Genomic DNA, 17,134 nt, shown 5'->3' on the forward strand with positions numbered 1-17,134 from the left:
ACGAATTCCAAGGCAGCAGATGATTCTGTCTGCCGGGAAGGCTCTAAATCTTCCGCTTGAGGCCTAGCAGCCATGGCTTCACCCCGCGGGTCGGATGCGGCTTGCCGTCGAGCCGCTTCGCACGGATGATCCTGACCGGCTTGACGATCATCTGACCGCGCATCGGGCCCGATCCGCAGCAGGTCGGCACGGCGAGGATGCGCTTCACCACATCCATGCCCGCGACGACATGGCCGAAGGCGGCATAGCCGATATAATCGCCCCGCGCGTCCATGTTCGGCGTCGGCCCTATGGTGATGAAGAAATTGCCCATCGCGGAATTGGCGCGGTCGGGCCGCGCCATGGACAGCGTTGCGTCCAGATGCCTGATCCCCGTCCGCGTCGTCGGCTCATGGCGGATCGGCGGCAGCGAACGGCGCGCATCGGTATCGATGCCGCCCTGGATCAGCCCCAGCTTCGGATCGCTCTTGCGCCGCGCCGCGCGATAGAAGGTGACGCCGTCGAACCGGCCGTCATCGACATAGGTCAGGAAATTGGCGGAGGTTATCGGTGCCCGGCGATCGTCCGTCGCCACGATGATGGTGCCGAGCGAGGTTTCGATCGCCACGCGGGTGTGGCCCGGTTTCGGCGCGCTGGCAGGCAAGGCGAGGACGGAGCATGGCAGAAGGGCAATCAGCGGAACGACATAACGCAAGGCAGCAGGAGGCATCGGCAACAGGCACGCTTTCAGGGATTGATGTTCCGCCCCAGGCTAGAGCGCCGGCATGCGCGGCGCAACCGGGCGACGTCCGGGAGGAGGCATCGTCCATCGAGATGAGGGCATATGCGCGGCATGGGCGGCGTTGCGCCTTCATGCATGCGGCCTATGGCGCGATTGCGATCACGAGTCTGAAGCGAGCGCCCTGTTCCGAAGGAAGCAGGTGAAGCTCGCCATGATAGGCGTCGAGCAGCGACCGGGCTATGGCGAGGCCAAGGCCCGTTCCGCCGTCTTCCCTCTTGCTGGTGAAGAACAGGTCGAAGATGCGCTGCCGGTCCCCCGGCGGAATGCCGGGGCCGTTGTCGGCAAAGTCGATCCATGCCAGGCGATCCTGCAAGGCGACCACGATGTCCAGCCGCGATGCGCCCGCCTGCCGCGCATTTTCCGCTATCGTCGTCAGCACGGCTTCCAATGCGGCTGAATCCACGATCAGCGGGGGGAAGACCTCGGGCAGATGCAGGTCGATGACGAAATCCTCCGCCGTCAGCGCATCCGCCACCGATACCAGCAGCGGCGCGGCGTCCGTGCGCGCGTCGCTTTCGCCCACCAGCACGTCGGCGCGCGCCAGTTCCATCAGCCGCCGGACAAGCCGGGACAGCCGCTGGGCGTCGGCCGCCATATTGGTGAGGAACCGTTGCCGGTCGGCCGCCGCCATGTCCGCCCCATGGTCCTGCAACAGCTCGATCGCACCGGAAATGCCGGCCAGCGGCGTCTTGAATTCATGGCTGACCGAAGAGGCGAAGTCGCGCAGATAGCGGGAACGCTTTTCTAAGCTCTCCGCCATCTGCTCGAAATCCCGATAAAGCGCCCTGATTTCGACCACCTGCAGCGAGGGGTGACGCGGCGCGACCCGGCGGCCCAGCGCCAGGTCGCGGGTGGCGCGGCTCAGGCTTTCGATCGGGCGGACGATGGCGCGCGACAATATGGCCGACAGCAGCACCAGCAGCAGGAAGATCGCCGCCACGCCCAGGGCGATCTTGCCGCGATCCTCGTACAGCCCCAGGAACAGCGCACGCGGCGAACGCGACACCAGCAGCACGCCCATCGGCTTGCCGTCGACGCGGATGGGCCGGGCATGATGCAGGCGGATGCTTGCCGCCCGGCTCAGCCATTCCAGCGGATAACGGGTGGCCGTCCCTTCATTTTCCCGCAGCACCGTCACGGCCCTGCCGCCCAGCGCCGCCCGGATCTCTGGCAGCGCGGCGAGACTCCGTCCGCCTTCCCGGCCGTTCAGCACCACGCCGCGCCGGTCGAGCATCAGGATCGAGGACAGCGTCGTGACCTTGGTTTCGGCAAAGGCGGGCATCATCCGCCGCGCAAGCGCCAGGGCGGCGCCGTCCGGCCGGTCCCGCGTCGGGGCTGCACGGGGACGCGGCGGCAGGATGGGGGAGGAGCGCAGGTCCACCTCCGTCATCCGGTCATGATAGCGCACGGGCGTGGCGGGCAGGGCGGGATCGGCGGCCATGCCCCTGCCCACCACCGCCGCGCTCGCCGCCAGCGCCGCGCCCTGCGCCACAAGCTCCGCCTCCGTCCGGCGAACAAGCGCATTTTCATAGACCCGCAGGAAGATCGCCCCGAAACCCGGCAGCGCCGCCACGAACAGCAGGGTGCCCAGCAGGATCGTGCGCAAACGCAGCACAGGCCAATGCCGGGCTATCCACCCCTTCAGCCCTGCGATCATGCAGGCGGCGCCGTCCCGCTGCACCCGCCCAGCCGATAGCCGATGCCGGCCCGCGTCTCGATGATGTCGAAGCCGCCGACATCCGCGAATTTACGCCGCAGGTTGCGAATATGACTGTCCACCGTCCGGTCGGTCAGCGCAAAGCCCGGCCCGCGGAACCGGTCGATGATCTGGTCGCGGGAAAAGATGCGCGATGGCATGGCCAGCAGGGTGCGCAATATGGTGAACTCCGTCACGGTCAGGCTGACCTCGTCCGCCCCCCAATGCGCCGACCAGCTTTCCGTGTCGAGGGCGAGCCGCCCATGCCGGATCGTGCCGATCGCCTCCACGGCCGGTGGCCGGGCCGATGTGCGGCGCAGGATCGCCATGGATCGCGCCACCACTTCCCGAGGGGAAAAGGGCTTCACCACATAATCGTCGCCGCCAAGCTCTATGCCCAGCACCCGGTCGATCTCGTCATCGCGGGAGGAGAGGAAGAAGATCGGAACGTCATTATGCGCCCTCAGCCTGCGGCAGACCTCCAACCCATCCATGCGCGGCATGTTGATGTCGAGGATGACGAGGTCCGGCGCGTGCCGTTCGACCTCGGCCAGTGCGGCCTCGCCGTCGCTTGCCTCGATCGTCTCCAGCCCCGCCTTGCCGAAGGCGAAGACGAGCAACTGGCGGATATGGGGATCGTCGTCGACGATCAGGATCGTGCTGGGCATGGGGCATAGGATCATTTCCCCGTCTCCGCTGTCAACGCAGGAACCGCATCGGGGGCCACATGGCTGACCGGCGAAGGCGGCGGGACCAGCCTGCCGGCGCAGTCCCTGGGTCCCGCTTTCAGGGGTGCGGGTGCGGCATCCGCCGCAATCGCCCGCGCCTGCTCCAGCCGTCCTTGCCCGGTCCAGGTCCAGCGCTGATCCAGTTCCGCCTCCAGCCTGGCGTGAAGCCGCAGCCTCACCGCCTGCACCCGCTCCCGGAATTCCGGCTGCAAACCGGGTCGCCGTTCCAGCGAGAGCAGGGGCAGGAGGGCCGAGTCCCCAAGCTCGCCCAGATAGCAGAGGTCGAGCGCCACGCCGCGTCCGCCGACCTCCCGCGCATGGCGTACATTCCATTCGGCCGCCACCGCCCCCAGATCGACGAAGCAGATGACGGTCAATAGCAGCCCCGCCGCCGCCAGATTGACGTTGATCAGCCAGGACGCGCTCCGCTCCCGCAGCAGCCTCCAGCAGATCGCGGCCAGCCCGAAGCCGACCAGGGCCATCCAGACCAGCGCGGCGATCCGCAGGCGGGTAAGGGAATAGGCCTCGATATAATCCGCCGTGCGCAACATGGATGAGGCGACCAGGAAGACATTCTGCCCGATCCACAGCATCACCAGTCGCCGGATCGTCCCCATGCGCGCGGTTTCCGATCCCGGCCGCAGCGTCACCAGCACGAACAGCGCGGCCAGCAGCGCGGTCGCGATCAGCGGATAGGCGCCGCGATGGGCATAGTCCGCCATGGTCATGCCGCCGGGCATCGGCGCCCAGCCCCAGAGCCAGGCGATGTCCATCAGGTTCTGAAGCGCGAAGATCAGGTTGAAGACGACCAGCGACAGCGTCACCGAAGCGACCGACACGCCGGGCAGATGCCGGTCGTGCCCGCCGTCGAATGTCGGCAGCAGGCGCCGCGCCAGGCGCGGCCGCAGCAGGCCCCAGATCGCCGTGAACAGCAGCCCCCAGAAGGCCAGCCGCACGATCAGTTCGGGCGACGGTTCCGGCAGCAGCAGCGAGGAGAAGAATTGCTCGATCAGCGGATTGGCGGCTGAAAAGAGCGTCAGGATCACAACGCTGCCCATCAGCGGCAAAGCCAATGTGCCGAGCGCCGCGTGCAGGTTCCAGCGCCCGGTCCGCCCCGCCGCACGCAGCTTCAACAGGCGCTTCAGATCGATCAACGGCCCGAATGGCGCCCGCAGCCCCAGCCAGATCAGCCGCTGGAACCAGCGCCATCCGTCATCGAAGCGTGCCGTCGCCGGGATCAGCGCGGCCATGCCGGCCGCTACCCAGAACAGCGCCCAGGCCAGCAGGCTCGCATCATGGAGCAGGGCCAGCGCGAACAGCGCCGCCGCCGCCATTGCCGGCAAGGCCCTCCGGTCGCGCCACAGCACGGGCCGCCCGGCCAGCAGCGCGCTCAGCACGGCCAGCGCGAACAGCCCCAGATAGCCGCCATGGAGATGCCGTTGGTAGAACAGCCAGTCCCCGATCCCGACGATCGTCAAGGCAACCGCCAGCTTCCAGCGAAAGCGCGCGAGCAGGGGCAAAGGCGGCGGCATGGCAGAGGAACCCATCAATCTATCTCCCTGAATGTCAGGGCAGAATGCGGTTTCCCGACGCAGACCGGTGCGTGCCGACGATCAATAATTGGCGCAGTTCCGGTGCAGAAAATGTGCACGGCGCAGCGGAAATGACGGATTTCCGCCGGAAAGGCCCGATGCTGGACGCGGGCCGTGCCGCACGCCGCGCCATTGCTCTCCACCCGTCGCTTGCCAGCGTCATTTCATCGCCCCTATTTTCTCTCTACCGAAGCAGTGGAGAAACGTGCATGCGCGCACATCTTGCAATCACCACCCTCGCTCTCCTTCCCGTTCTTGCCCTTGCCGGATGCGGTCAGGCGCCCGGCGGCTCCGTCTCCTATGAAGCGGTGAATGACGCCGCCCCGGGCGAAAATGGCGAGCGCTATGACGGCCATCCGGTCAGCCCGGTCCATCAGGTCGCGGCCGAGCCCGTCTCGACCTTCGCGGTCGATGTGGACACGGGCGCCTATGCCAATGTCCGCCACATGCTGCTGGGTGGCCGGACCGTCCCTGCGGAGGCGGTGCGCACGGAGGAGATGATCAATTATTTCCGCTACGACTATCCGCTGCCCGACGACCCGTCCGTGCCCTTCAGCGTGACCACCGACATTGCGACGACGCCCTGGAACCCCGGTACGCGGCTGCTGCGCATCGGCCTGCGCGGCTATGACGTGGCCCGGTCGCAGCGGCCGCCCGCCAATCTGGTGTTCATGGTCGATGTGTCCGGATCGATGCAGGATGCCGACAAGCTGCCTCTGGTCAAGCAGGCGCTCTCCACGCTGGCCGACGCCCTGCGGCCCGACGACAGCATATCCATCGTCACCTATGCCGGCTTCGTCGAAACGCTGGTCGAGGGCAGCCATGACCCGGCGGAGATCAAGGCGGCGCTGGACGGGCTGGCCGCGAGCGGATCGACCGCGGGCGGCCCGGCGCTGGAGCGCGCCTATGACACGGCCCGCGCCCATTTCATCCCCGGCGGCATCAACCGCATCGTCATGGCGACGGATGGCGACTTCAATGTCGGCCTGTCCGATCGGGAAAGCCTGGAGGAGATGGTGAGGCGGAACCGGGAGGACGGCGTCACGCTCACCACCCTGGGCTTTGGCCAGGGCAATTACAACGACGCGATGATGGAGGCGGTGGCCGACCTCGGCAATGGCAACCATGCCTATATCGACAGCGCCATGGAGGCGCGGAAGGTGCTGGACGAGGAACTGTCCTCCACCCTCTTCACCATTGCCAGGGATGTGAAGGTGCAGGTGGAGTTCAACCCGGCGCTGGTCAGCCAGTATCGCCTGATCGGCTATGAGAATCGCGGCCTTGCCGAACAGGATTTTGCTGACGATCGCGTCGATGCGGGCGAGATCGGCGCCGGGCATCAGGTGACGGCGCTCTATGAGATCGTCCCGGCGGGCGAGGCGGGTTGGCTGGCTCCGCGCAGATATGCCGCCAATCGGGCTCCGGTCGTTCCGGCGGGGGACGGAGAGATCGCGACGGTCCGCCTGCGCTACAAATTGCCTGAAGAGACGCGCAGCCGCCTGATCGAAAAGCCCGTTGCCTCCGCCCTCCTTGCCGAAGCGAGCATGCCGCGGCGCGACATGGCCTTTGCGGTGGCGGTCGCGGCCTTCGGACAGAAGCTGCGGGGGGACAGGCGGCTGGGCGACTTCGGCTATGCCGACATCGCCCGACTGGCGGGCAGCCAGAATGACTATTGGCGGCAGGAATTCGTCCAGCTCGCCCGGCTTGCGGGCCATGACGCCGATCCATGGCTGAGGTGAACCCGGGGCGGGACCGGGCGTCCTGCGGCGGGGCCGGGGTCACACGGTCGGCACCGTCCCGCCGTCGATGACATATTCGGCCCCGGTTATGGCCCCCGCGCGATCCGACGCCAGGAAGGCGATGAGGTTGGCGACTTCTTCCGGCCTTGCCGGCCTGCCCATCGGTATTCCGCCCAGGGAGTCCATGATGATCTTCTTGCCCCGCTGGATGTCGCCGCCATGTTCCGCCGCCAATCGGCGGGCCAGTTCGATGGAGGCTTCCGTTTCGATCCAGCCGGGCGAGACGCGCACGACCCGGACCCCGCTGGGCGCAACTTCCTTTGAGAGGCTCTTGCTGTAGGTGGACAGGGCTGCCTTGGCCGCCGCGTAAGCTGTCGTGGCTTCCGGCAGGGGCAGCTCCCGCTGGATGGAGGTCACATGGATGACCACGCCATGGCCCCGCGACACCATGTCCGGCACCAGTTCCCGGTCCAGCCGGACGGCAGGCAGCAGGTTGAGATCCAGTTCCTTGCGCCATTGGTCGTCGCTAAGCGCGGAAAAACCTCCTGCCGGAGAGGAGGAGCCGCCCAGCATGTGGACGATGATGTCCACGCCGCCCAGCCGGTCCTTCACCGCTTCCGCCAGTTCCGCGCAGCCCCCGGCCGTGCTGAGATCGGCGGCGACGAAGCGCGCATCCGGCACGTCGGCCGGGCGCGTCCGGGCGGTGGTCAGAACATCCGCGCCAAGGGCCTGGAAGAGGCTGACCGTAGCCGCCCCCGTTCCGCGCGTGCCCGATGTGATCAGCGCCCGCTTGCCCCGCAGGGTGAGGAACGGCGTCATGCGCCGAACTTCCCATGCGCCGCCGTCGACCCGATCAGCGGCCGGTCACGACGATCGGCCCTCATGGCACGATCTCCAGCTCAGCGATCTTCCCGCCTTCCAGCATGAAGAAATAGCGCAGGTCCAACGGACTGCCGGGGAAATCGCCTGCCAGATGGCAGGCCACGACAATGCGGTCACCCTCTTTCGCGAGGGAGAAGGGTTCGGCCGTATAATTATATTTTCTGGAGGACTCCGCTTTCCAGTGCCCGATTTCGTCCCGACTCCGGTAGATATTGCCTTCATCCCTCACCACCGCTGTCTCGGTGAAACAGCGTGATACGCTGCCCGCGTCCTCGGCGCGGTCGGCTTCGAAATAGTCAGCTATGGCCTTTGGCAGATCGATAGCCACGTCTCTTCTCCTTCCATTTCCGACAGCCGGGGATGCGTGCGTCGATCTCTGTCCGGCTCGATCGTCGCACCAATTTAGGGGTGGATGTGCCGCGCGATAATCGGGATAAAGGGGGATGCGGCATCACGAAAAGCAGGACAATGGCAAGACATAGCCTGATCGAACTCGATTCCGTCATCGCCATCATGCGCAAGGGCTCCTTCCGCGCTGCGGCGATCGAGCTTGGCATGTCGACCACCGCGCTCAGCAATGCGGTGGGCAAGCTGGAGCACCAACTTGGCGTGCGCCTGTTCAATCGCACCACCCGCAGCGTTTCCTTGACCGATGCCGGTCGGCATTTCGTCGGCAAGGTCGGTCCCGCGCTCCAGGACATTCACGAGGCGATGGACGCTGCCCGGTCGCAACAGGAGACGCCTTCGGGGACATTGCGCATCAATGCGTTCGCGACCGCTGCGCGGGAAATCCTTGCGCAACTCGTCCTCCCCTTTCTGCGGCGCTATCCGCAGGTTCATGTCGACCTGGTCACCGAAGGCCGGCTCGTGGATATAGTGGCTGACGGTTTCGACATCGGCATCCGCCACGTCGACCTGGTTCCCAGCGACATGATTGCAGTCCCCCTTGGCCGCTGTCGGCGCTACGCCGTCGTCGCTTCGCCCGCCTATTTCGGGCAGCGTGACAAGCCGCAGGTGCCGCCGGACCTTCTGACCCACCCATGCATTCGGGTCAGGCTGCCGAATGGAGCCCTTTACCGCTGGCAGTTCGAAAAGCATGGCAGGCAGGCTCAAATCGACGTCGACGGGCCGATCACACTGGATGAGGCCAGTCTTGCGCGCATTGCCGTCCTGGACGGTTTCGGCATAGGCTTCTTCATGGAATCCGATGTTCAGGAAGACGTGGCCGCAGGACGTCTCGTTCGCGTTCTGGAAGACTGGACACCGCCGCTTTCATCACTATGCCTCTATTATCCAAGCCGGCGAAATCCGTCCGCGGCGTTCAGGGCCTTCATCGATCACGCCCGCGATTTTGCGGCATCGACGGTCGCGACGCGGGAAACCGGTTAGCAGCAGCGGAAGTCCGCCGCTGGAGGGCTGTATAGTTCTGCGATCCTTTGTCGTGTTTTTGAGAGTGTGGATGATGAAATCTGGCAAACCGGTTTATCTGCTGCTGGCGGTTGCGGCGGGGACTTGCTCTCCTGCGGCGCTGGCCGGCTTCTACACCGGGGAAGAGCTTTACGAGCTTTGCTCCACGCCGCGCAGCAGCAATGATTATCTGGAGAAGACCTATGAGTGCATCGCCTATATCACGGGGGCTGTCGATGCATTCAATACGACGCGCGAGGTCAATAAACTGAAAAGTTGCATTCCGGCCGATGTGACGATCAGCCAGCTGAGGAATGTGACGGTGGATTATCTGCGCGACAATCCGGAAGAACGCAGCGCTTCGGCATCCAGGACCGTATTCGCTGCGACGCGAAAGGCCTGGCCATGCCCCAGGACAAGGAAGCGCTGATCCGGAGGGTCGACCCTCCTGCCGAACGCGGTGCGACATTCATTGCGGTCGATCGCGAACATCCCGGCGAACTGGCCCGAATTCCCATCTGAGTTCCATTACCGAACCGCACATGCGGCCACGACCTTGACCGGCCGCCCTCAGCGCGCGCAACAGAGGCGCCGACGACCGGGGCGGTCTAAGGTCAGCCATGTCTCAACCTCCGTTCAATAGTGAATGGCGCGCGGGCTGCCGCCGCCTGCCGCTATGGCGTCGCCATTGATCGCGACGCTGCGCGGAGAGGCGAGGAAGGTGACGACCGCGGCGACTTCCTCCGCCTCGACGATACGGCCGATCAGCGACTGGCCGAACAGGGCCTTCTCCGCCACGTCCAGGCTGGTGCCGTCCACGGCAGCCTTTTGGGCCACGGCATTGGCGGTTTTCTCCGTCCGGGTCGCGCCGGGATGGACCACGGTTACGTTGACGCCCTTTGGCCCCAGTTCGTCGGCCAGATTTTTGGTCAGCGCGGCGATCGCCACATTGCGGGTCGATCCGGGGATCGTGCCTGACTGTCGTGCGGCCAGGCCGCTGATGTTGATGATCCGGCCCCAGCCATTGGCCACCAGATGCGGCGCGGCGGCCCGCGCGACCCGCAGATAGCCGACCAGTTTGGTATTGAGTTCGTCCAGCAGATAGTCGGATGCGACGCCAGCGACGCCAGGCACTTCCGGTCGCGCGCCCGGCTGCGCGGCATTGTTTATGACGATGTCCAGGCCGCCCAGCTTTTCGACCGCCGCGGCGACGAGCGCGTCGACCTGCGCGTCGTCGCGCGTATCGGCGACGAAGGCATGAAGTTCGCCGCCGGTCTGCGCCGACAGCTCTTGGGCCGCGTCGCTTGCCGCCGCTTCATTCCGGGAAGACAGCAGGACACGGACGCCTTCTTGCGCGAGTGCAAGGGCGATCGCCTTGCCGATCCCTCGGCTGCCGCCAGTCACCAGAGCGCGCTTGCCTGCAAGTTGCAAATCCATGGCATATCCTTTCATCTATCTTGCGATAGCCCTGAATAGGCTTCCCCGAGGGCGAACAGCTATTGCGAGTTCGAAACTATCGATGATCTCTTCTCAGCATAGATCAGGGCATTTAGCCGCCACGATGGGTGAACTGGTCAGATCGCAAGAGCATTGCTGCTGGATGTGTGTGGTGCGGATCATGGTCGCAATGCCGCAGGCGACCGACATTATCTCTTCTCATCAATGATGGCCGGGAACTCGTTGGTGGCTTTCGCTATCCTTATGGCTCTGTCTGATAACCAGCAGTCAGGCAGAGCGATCTCGGCCACCGGCCCAGGATGGTGCTGAGGATCGGACTGCCAGCGACGAGCGCTGGGACTTGTGCAGCCATGGCGATCTCCTCGGCCAGCCTGCCGTTTAACGAGTCATCACGCATGTATCGCATCGTTCCGATATGCACCGTCGCGCAGGACAGGCGTCGCCGTGCTGCCATTGATGTCCAGCGCCAGCGCCACATCATCAGCATAGCCCTCGTCGATCAGTTCACGCCCGGACACGGATTGTCTTATCAAAGACTCCAGGTTCACCCCGGCAGAACGGAACGCTTCCCGGGCAATGACGGCTTCGGGCGACATGGGGAGATCGAGAGCATCCAGAATGGCGCCCGCGCCCAGTAAATCCTCGATCGCGGGACGCAGGCTTCCGTCGGGCCACCGTTCCCCCGCTAGTATAACCGCGATATCCCCATCGCCCGCGAGATATCGAGCATGGGCGGCAACAGCCCGCGCGTTCCTGAGGCATCCCGCCATGACCAGCGTTTCTTCGCCCGCCAGCGATATCCGCGATCCATTCGGAGACGGCAGCATCAGCCGCGTACCCGCGGCGAGCTGCGCCAGCGTTCTCGGCGAGAGGCTGACCTGACCGCCACCGGCCTGTCGCGGGGCGCCTAAATGCGCGTCGGCGGCGCTGGCCGCTTTCTGTGCCGCGCTGCGATCTCCCGATGGGAAAGGGAGGATATACGCCCCTTTTGATACCGCAATATCGACGGCGGTCGAAAAGGACAGCACATCGACGATGACGAGGACCGGCACGCGCTTCCGCAGTGTTTCGACCCCCATGAGGCCCCATTCGCTATAAACTGATGTCATATCCACTCGTCATTCGGTTTCGAGAATATCGATCCTGCCTGATCGCAGATGCCAGATGACATCCTGCGGAACCGGCAGTTGAAGCCTGCTCACCACCTCGATTTCAGCCGCGAAGTCGACACGCCCTGAAAGCGGATGGGCGCCGCCCCTGTCACCTGATGTCCGGCTCAGAATGGCTCGACCCATGGCCGCAGCTCGACCTCCCAACTCCAGGCGCTGCGATGCTGCGCCAGGACGGCCAGATAGGCGTCGGCGATCGCATCGGGGTCGAGCGTGCTGTCCGGTGCGCCGGTCGGATCGGGGCGGCCCGCACTGCGCACGCCGCCGTCGATGACGAAATGCGCAACATGAATACCCTTGGGCGCCAGTTCCCGCGCCGCGCTCTGCGCCAGTCCACGCAGTCCAAATTTGCCGATCGCAAAGCCCGAAGAATTGGCGAACCCCTTGACGCTGGCCGTTGCGCCGGTCAGCAGGATCGCGCCATGACCAAGCGGCACGAGCCGCCTTGCCGCCTGCTGCAACACCAGGAAACCGCCATAGGCGGAAACCTCGATGGCATGGCGGACCTGGCCGGGGTCGATATCGGTGACGGGTCCGCGGACGCGGCCCGCTGCATTGAACAGGACGACCTCCGGAATGCCGATGCTTCTGTCGACATCATCGAACAGCGCTGCGACAGAAGCGGGATCTGTTGCATCGACGGCGAATGCGGCACCGCCAATCTCCTGGGCTAGGCTGCTCAGCCGCTCCGAATTGCGCGCCGCGACCGCCACCCTCGCGCCTGCGGCCGACAAGGCCCGCGCCACCGACGTGCCGATGCCAGGACCTGTGCCTACGACGAGCGCGGTCTTGTAGGGAATTTGCACCATGAGTTGTTCTCCGCTTATGGGGGGACTTTATGGGGAGCCGGAAAGATGTGGCTCCGCTCACTGCTTCACGACAGACGGCCGATGCCGCCGGCTAGTGGAATTTCTCGACGGCTGACGACCGCGACACCGCCATGTCAGTTGTCAGGCCCAGGCGGATTGCGGAGCGTGGGCCACGGGAAAGAAACGATTGGCCGGCCGCGGAAGGCCCAGATGATCGCGCAACGTCGTTCCTTCATAATCCTTGCGGAACAGGCCGCGGCGCTGAAGTTCCGGTATGACCTTGGCGGTGAAGGCCTCCAATCCCGCCGGAACGAACGGGAACATCAGCTTAAATCCGTCCGATCCGCGTTCCTCCAGCCAAGCCTCCATCTCATCCGCGATGGTCTGCGCGGTTCCCACGAAAGCGAGGCCCGCAAAGCTGCCTGCGCGCGCCGCCAGCTCGCGGATCGTAAGATTGCCGGCGCGCGCCAACGCAACCAGGCGCTCGCGACCGGACCTGCTCCCATTGCTTTCCGGGATTTCAGGCAAGGGGCCATCCGGATCGAAGCCCGACACGTCAAAATCGAGCATGGCGGAAAGCGACCGGATTCCGCTGTCGTAATGGACCAGGCCATCGAGCCGTGCGCGAATGGCTCGGGCTTCCTCGATGCTCTCGCCCACAACCACGAATGCGGCAGGCAGTATCTTGAGATGATCGGGATTGCGCCCGATCGCCGTCATGCGCCCCTTGACGTCCGCATAAAAGCGTTTGCCCTCTACCAGGCTCCCGGCCGCACCGAAGATGACCTCGGCGGTTTCCGCCGCCAGTTGACGCCCGGCTTCCGAAGCGCCCGCCTGGACGATCACCGGCCAACCCTGAACGGGCCGGGCGATATTCAAGGGCCCTCGCACTGAAAGATGCGGCCCGCGATGATCGAGGACATGGAGTTTCTCCGGGTCGAAAAATATGCCGCTTTCAACGTCGCGGACAAAGGCATCGTCAGCCCAGCTGTCCCATAATCCGGTCACGACATCATGGAATTCGCGGGCTCGCGCATAGCGCGTGGCATGGGCCAGATGCTCTTCATTGCCAAAATTATACGACGTTTCCGGATTGCCAGTCGTCACGATGTTCCAGCCCGCTCGCCCCTCGCTCAGATGATCGAGGGAGGCAAAACGACGGGCGACGTGAAAGGGCGCATCATAGGTGGTCGACGCCGTCGCGATGAGGCCGATGCGCTTGGTGACCATCGCCAGGGCTGACAGGAGCGTGAAAGGCTCGAACGACGTGACGGTGTGGCTACGCTTCAACGCATCGTTCGGCATGTTCAGGACGGCGAGATGATCGGCCATGAAGAAGGCGTCGAACTTCGCCGCTTCCAGCGTTCCGATCAAACGCTTGATATGCGCAAGATTGAAATTGGCGTCCGGCCAGGCGCCGGGATAGCGCCACGCCCCTGTGTGGATCGAGATCGGGCGCATGAAGGCGCCCAGATGAAGGCGTCGTCCTGTCGTCATCGGCGGATTGCTCCGTCCCAGCCATGGCGCTCGGCCATGGCGCAGGAAAGCCAGGAGACCGGCGGCGCGAGTTCGCGCGGAACGCGCAGGGATGCCGGCGCGCCTCTGCGGCCCTCTTTCCGAAGTTGGTCCGTGCTGCTCATCCTGTCCTCCTGGCCCAGATAGAGGGTGCCATCGCACGGATCGGCTTTCGCTCATCCGCGCGGCGATCCAGCATAGGCGCTCTGGGATGGGCTGACGAATTGGACTTTCTCAGCTATTTATGACCTGCGGGAAAGGCGAGAGATGGAAAAGGCCGCACCGCTTCATCCCATCGCCTTTCGAGCGGGCGCCGGACCTTCGTGACGCAAGGCGTGACGGCACCCGTATCCCTATGGTGGCGATGGCCTTGAAGCCGCAATGGCTGTCATCTCGATGAGGCTTTTATGCCGGGAACCGCTTTAGCGACTCTCGATCATCTATTTGGCATCGTCATGCCTCAGACGCCGCAACGGAAGTTAAACTGGTCCTCATCTCTGAGGACTCCATTTCATGCTCCATAGGTTCGGCCGGCGATCCCTTCAGCTTCTTCCTGGCGGCGCTGCGATCTCGGCCTGCGCCGGCGAGGGCGCTGGGGCCGCAGACAAGCTGTTCGTCGGCGACCGGCGCGGGGGCTCGCGCGTCGTGCTTCAGGGCGCAAACAGGCTGCAAAAGCTCGCGCTCGATATATTGCGCGTCACACTGCAGCGGGCGGACCGCTTTCCGGTGAAGATCGACCAGACACCGATCGCCCAGCAGCAGGCGACGACCGACCGCTATTTCCGCGCAGGCGCCCTCGATCGCAGGCTGGATGTGCGCCCCTTGTTCGACGCCGGCTTTTCATGACCCGCTATTCCGCCGCCCATTGGGGCGTATATGAGGTCTCGCCGGGCGACAGGGATGCGGCGCCGCGATTGGCGCCGCTCGGCAGCGATCCCGATCCCAATCCGATCGGCCTCGACCAGTTGGAGGAGGGCATGGCCCGGCTGCGCGTCCTCCGCCCCGCCATCCGCAAGGGATGGCTGGAAAAGCGGACGCGAGAGGGGCGCGGCGAGGAAGCCTTTGTCGAAGTGCCTTGGGACGAGGCGCTCGACATCGTCGCGGCGGAGATTGCGCGGGTGCGCCGCGACCACGGCAATGAAGCGATATTCGGCGGTTCCTATGGCTGGGCCAGCGCCGGCCGCTTTCACCATGCGCAGAGCCAGCTCCACCGCTTCTACAATATGCTGGGCGGCTATGTGCGCAGCGTCGACAGCTACAGCCTGGGCGCCGGGCGCGTGCTGATGCCGCACATCGCCGCCAGCATGGACGAGAGCAACGCATCCCATACGAGCTGGGACGTGCTGGAGGCGCATTGCGAACTGTTCGTGAGCTTCGGAGGGGTGCCGCTCAAGAATACGCGGGTGTCGTCGAGCGGCGCGGGACGGCATCGCGCGCGGGACGGCCTGCGGCGGCTGCGGGAGGCGGGGGCGCGCATCGTCAATATCGGGCCGGTCGGCGACAATCTGGGCGATGGGGATGCGGAGGAATGGATAGCGGTCCGGCCCAACACCGACGCGGCGATGATGCTGGCGCTCGCCTGGGTGGTGTTGCACGATCCGCTGTTCGACCGTTCGTTCCTCGACAGCCATACGGTCGGCTTCGACCGTTTTCGCGCCTATCTGACCGGGGAGGCGGATGGCACGCCCAAGACCCCCGCCTGGGCGGCCGCGATCACGGGCGTGCCCGCCGGCCGCATCGCCGCTCTGGGACAGGACCTGCTGCGGCATCGCACGATGCTCAATTGCGCATGGGCGCTTCAGCGCGCCGCTCATGGCGAACAACCCTTCTGGGCGCTGGTCACGCTGGCCGCCATGGTGGGGCAGATCGGCTTGCCGGGCGGCGGATACGGCCTGGGCTATGGCGCGATGAACGTCATGGGCAGCGCGCATCCGCGCTTGCCCGGTCCCGTTTTTCCGCAAGGGACCAACGGCGTCTCCGCCTTCATCCCCTGCGCGCGGATCGCGGACATGCTGCTGCATCCGGGCGAGCGCTTCACCTATAATGGCGGCGTTCACCGCTATCCCGACATCCGCCTTGTCCACTGGGCGGGCGGCAATCCCTTCCACCATCACCAGGATCTGAACCGGCTGCGGCAGGCCTGGGCGCGGCCCGAAACGATCATCGTGCAGGAACCATATTGGACGCCGGTCGCGCGGCAGGCGGACATCGTGCTGCCGGCCACCATATCGCTGGAACGGGACGATATCGGCTTCGCCACCCGCGAGGGATTTTTCGTCGCCATGCGGCAGGCGGTGCCGCCACAGGGCGAAGCGCGCGACGATCACGCCATCTTCGCCGCGCTGGCCGGGCGGCTGGGTGTCGAGGCTGCTTTCACCGAAGGGCTGGACATGATGGGCTGGCTAAGGCGCATCTATGCCGAAAGCGCGGGGAAGATCGCCGCCACCGGCATCAACCTGCCCGATTTCGACCATTTCTGGGAGGAAGGGATCATCGATCTGTCCGCCCATGACCGACCCCATGTCATGCATGCGGATTTCCGCCGCGATCCGCTGGTCCATCCGCTGGCCACGCCTTCGGGGAAGATCGAGATCTACTCGGAAAAGATCGCCGGGTTCGGGCTGGATGATTGTCCGGGCCACGCGGTCTGGCGGGAGCCCTTCGAGTGGCTGGGGCATGAGATGGCCGCGCGCTATCCGCTCCATCTGCTGTCCGACCAGCCGGAGCGGCGGCTGCACAGCCAACTCGACGCCAGTGCCTATAGCCGGGCGGGCAAGGTGGCCGGGCGGGAACCGGTCTATCTCAATCCCGCGGACGCCGCCTCAAGGGGCATTGCAGATGGCGATGTCGTGGAACTGTTCAACGATCGCGGCCGTTGCCTTGCAGGCACAATCCTGAGCGATGCGATCATGCCGGGTGTGGCGCGGCTGGCGACCGGTGCATGGTTCGATCCGGGTCCGGAGCTGGAGCGGCACGGCAATCCCAACGTGCTGACGCTCGATCGCGGCGCTTCGGGCCTGTCGCAGGGCTGCGTCGCCCAGACCTGCCTGATCGAGGCGCGGCGGTTCGAGGGCGCGCCGCCGCGCGTCGCCATATTCGATCTCCCTCAGGTCCTGCCGCGCAACGTCAGTCCATAAAGGCGCGGCTCCTGACAAGCTTCCGATAGAGCTATTGGCGCTGCTGAAGTGACTGATGTCGTCACGCTACGCAATCCGCCTCACATTTCGCGGATGTCCACAGCCTGGAAAGCGATTGGCCCTTTCCTCGCCCAAATCCAATATTTGAATATATCATAATAAATATTACTCAATAATAGATTTGGATTTCCAAATGATAAATCATGGTTAAAGTAAATCTT

General features: G+C 65.0%; 15 protein-coding genes. 5 read left to right on the top strand and 10 right to left on the bottom strand.

What is annotated here, in order from left to right; genetic code table 11:
* Nucleotides 1–43: 43 nt before the first annotated feature.
* From H5V43_RS17805 to H5V43_RS17820, 4 genes are all read right to left on the bottom strand, one after another.
* On the bottom strand, nucleotides 44–709 hold the full coding sequence (locus H5V43_RS17805; protein ID WP_025546866.1) for a peptidylprolyl isomerase: 666 nt from the start codon (nucleotides 707–709) through the stop codon (nucleotides 44–46).
* Nucleotides 710–863: 154 nt separating this feature from the next.
* The gene (locus tag H5V43_RS17810) at nucleotides 864–2,438 is read right to left on the bottom strand and encodes a sensor histidine kinase (RefSeq protein WP_025546868.1); all 1,575 of its coding nucleotides are present in this window, start codon (nucleotides 2,436–2,438) and stop codon (nucleotides 864–866) included.
* Nucleotides 2,435–3,145, bottom strand: a complete 711-nt coding sequence (locus H5V43_RS17815; protein ID WP_025546869.1) for a response regulator transcription factor — start codon at nucleotides 3,143–3,145, stop codon at nucleotides 2,435–2,437. The genes H5V43_RS17810 and H5V43_RS17815 overlap by 4 nt, the downstream gene beginning before the upstream one ends.
* An 11-nt stretch (nucleotides 3,146–3,156) precedes the next feature.
* On the bottom strand, nucleotides 3,157–4,752 hold the full coding sequence (locus tag H5V43_RS17820) for a DUF4153 domain-containing protein (protein ID WP_025546871.1): 1,596 nt from the start codon (nucleotides 4,750–4,752) through the stop codon (nucleotides 3,157–3,159).
* 254 nt (nucleotides 4,753–5,006) lie between these two features.
* On the opposite strand from H5V43_RS17820, the gene H5V43_RS17825 reads away from it, so the two are divergent.
* Nucleotides 5,007–6,536: a vWA domain-containing protein gene (locus H5V43_RS17825; RefSeq protein WP_025546873.1), complete on the top strand. Its 1,530-nt coding sequence runs from the start codon at nucleotides 5,007–5,009 to the stop codon at nucleotides 6,534–6,536.
* Nucleotides 6,537–6,575: 39 nt separating this feature from the next.
* Here H5V43_RS17825 and H5V43_RS17830 read toward each other — a convergent pair whose 3' ends face one another.
* Both H5V43_RS17830 and H5V43_RS17835 read right to left on the bottom strand, forming a co-directional pair.
* A complete protein-coding gene (locus H5V43_RS17830) occupies nucleotides 6,576–7,355 on the bottom strand; it encodes an SDR family oxidoreductase (protein WP_025546875.1) in 780 nt (259 codons plus the stop codon).
* 61 nt (nucleotides 7,356–7,416) lie between these two features.
* Nucleotides 7,417–7,746 (bottom strand): nuclear transport factor 2 family protein, encoded by a 330-nt coding sequence (locus H5V43_RS17835; protein ID WP_025546876.1) that lies wholly within the window; start codon nucleotides 7,744–7,746, stop codon nucleotides 7,417–7,419.
* A 140-nt stretch (nucleotides 7,747–7,886) separates the two neighbouring features.
* On the opposite strand from H5V43_RS17835, the gene H5V43_RS17840 reads away from it, so the two are divergent.
* Together H5V43_RS17840 and H5V43_RS17845 are read left to right on the top strand one after the other, a co-directional pair.
* The gene (locus tag H5V43_RS17840) at nucleotides 7,887–8,807 is read left to right on the top strand and encodes a LysR family transcriptional regulator (RefSeq protein ID WP_025546878.1); all 921 of its coding nucleotides are present in this window, start codon (nucleotides 7,887–7,889) and stop codon (nucleotides 8,805–8,807) included.
* Nucleotides 8,808–8,877: 70 nt separating this feature from the next.
* A complete protein-coding gene (locus H5V43_RS17845) occupies nucleotides 8,878–9,255 on the top strand; it encodes a Rap1a/Tai family immunity protein (RefSeq protein WP_235600782.1) in 378 nt (125 codons plus the stop codon).
* Nucleotides 9,256–9,461: 206 nt separating this feature from the next.
* On the opposite strand, the gene H5V43_RS17850 is transcribed toward H5V43_RS17845, so the two are convergent.
* The 4 genes from H5V43_RS17850 to H5V43_RS17865 form a co-directional block, all read right to left on the bottom strand.
* Nucleotides 9,462–10,262, bottom strand: a complete 801-nt coding sequence (locus H5V43_RS17850) for an SDR family NAD(P)-dependent oxidoreductase (RefSeq protein ID WP_193666872.1) — start codon at nucleotides 10,260–10,262, stop codon at nucleotides 9,462–9,464.
* A 410-nt stretch (nucleotides 10,263–10,672) separates the two neighbouring features.
* Entirely contained in the window at nucleotides 10,673–11,362 is a 690-nt protein-coding gene (locus H5V43_RS17855) for a 2-phosphosulfolactate phosphatase (protein ID WP_244968708.1), read from the bottom strand.
* 197 nt (nucleotides 11,363–11,559) lie between these two features.
* Nucleotides 11,560–12,261, bottom strand: a complete 702-nt coding sequence (locus tag H5V43_RS17860; RefSeq protein ID WP_025546885.1) for an SDR family oxidoreductase — start codon at nucleotides 12,259–12,261, stop codon at nucleotides 11,560–11,562.
* Nucleotides 12,262–12,402: 141 nt separating this feature from the next.
* The gene (locus H5V43_RS17865) at nucleotides 12,403–13,758 is read right to left on the bottom strand and encodes an LLM class flavin-dependent oxidoreductase (RefSeq protein ID WP_025546887.1); all 1,356 of its coding nucleotides are present in this window, start codon (nucleotides 13,756–13,758) and stop codon (nucleotides 12,403–12,405) included.
* A gap of 531 nt (nucleotides 13,759–14,289) precedes the next feature.
* Here H5V43_RS17865 and H5V43_RS17870 point away from each other — a divergent pair.
* Both H5V43_RS17870 and H5V43_RS17875 read left to right on the top strand, forming a co-directional pair.
* Entirely contained in the window at nucleotides 14,290–14,622 is a 333-nt protein-coding gene (locus H5V43_RS17870; protein WP_025546889.1) for a hypothetical protein, read from the top strand.
* A complete protein-coding gene (locus H5V43_RS17875) occupies nucleotides 14,619–16,913 on the top strand; it encodes a molybdopterin-dependent oxidoreductase (protein WP_025546891.1) in 2,295 nt (764 codons plus the stop codon). Before H5V43_RS17870 ends, H5V43_RS17875 begins: the two co-directional genes overlap by 4 nt.
* Nucleotides 16,914–17,134: the final 221 nt, after the last annotated feature.

The organism is Sphingobium fuliginis (assembly GCF_015074805.1).
Taxonomy (GTDB): Bacteria; Pseudomonadota; Alphaproteobacteria; order Sphingomonadales; family Sphingomonadaceae; genus Sphingobium; species Sphingobium fuliginis.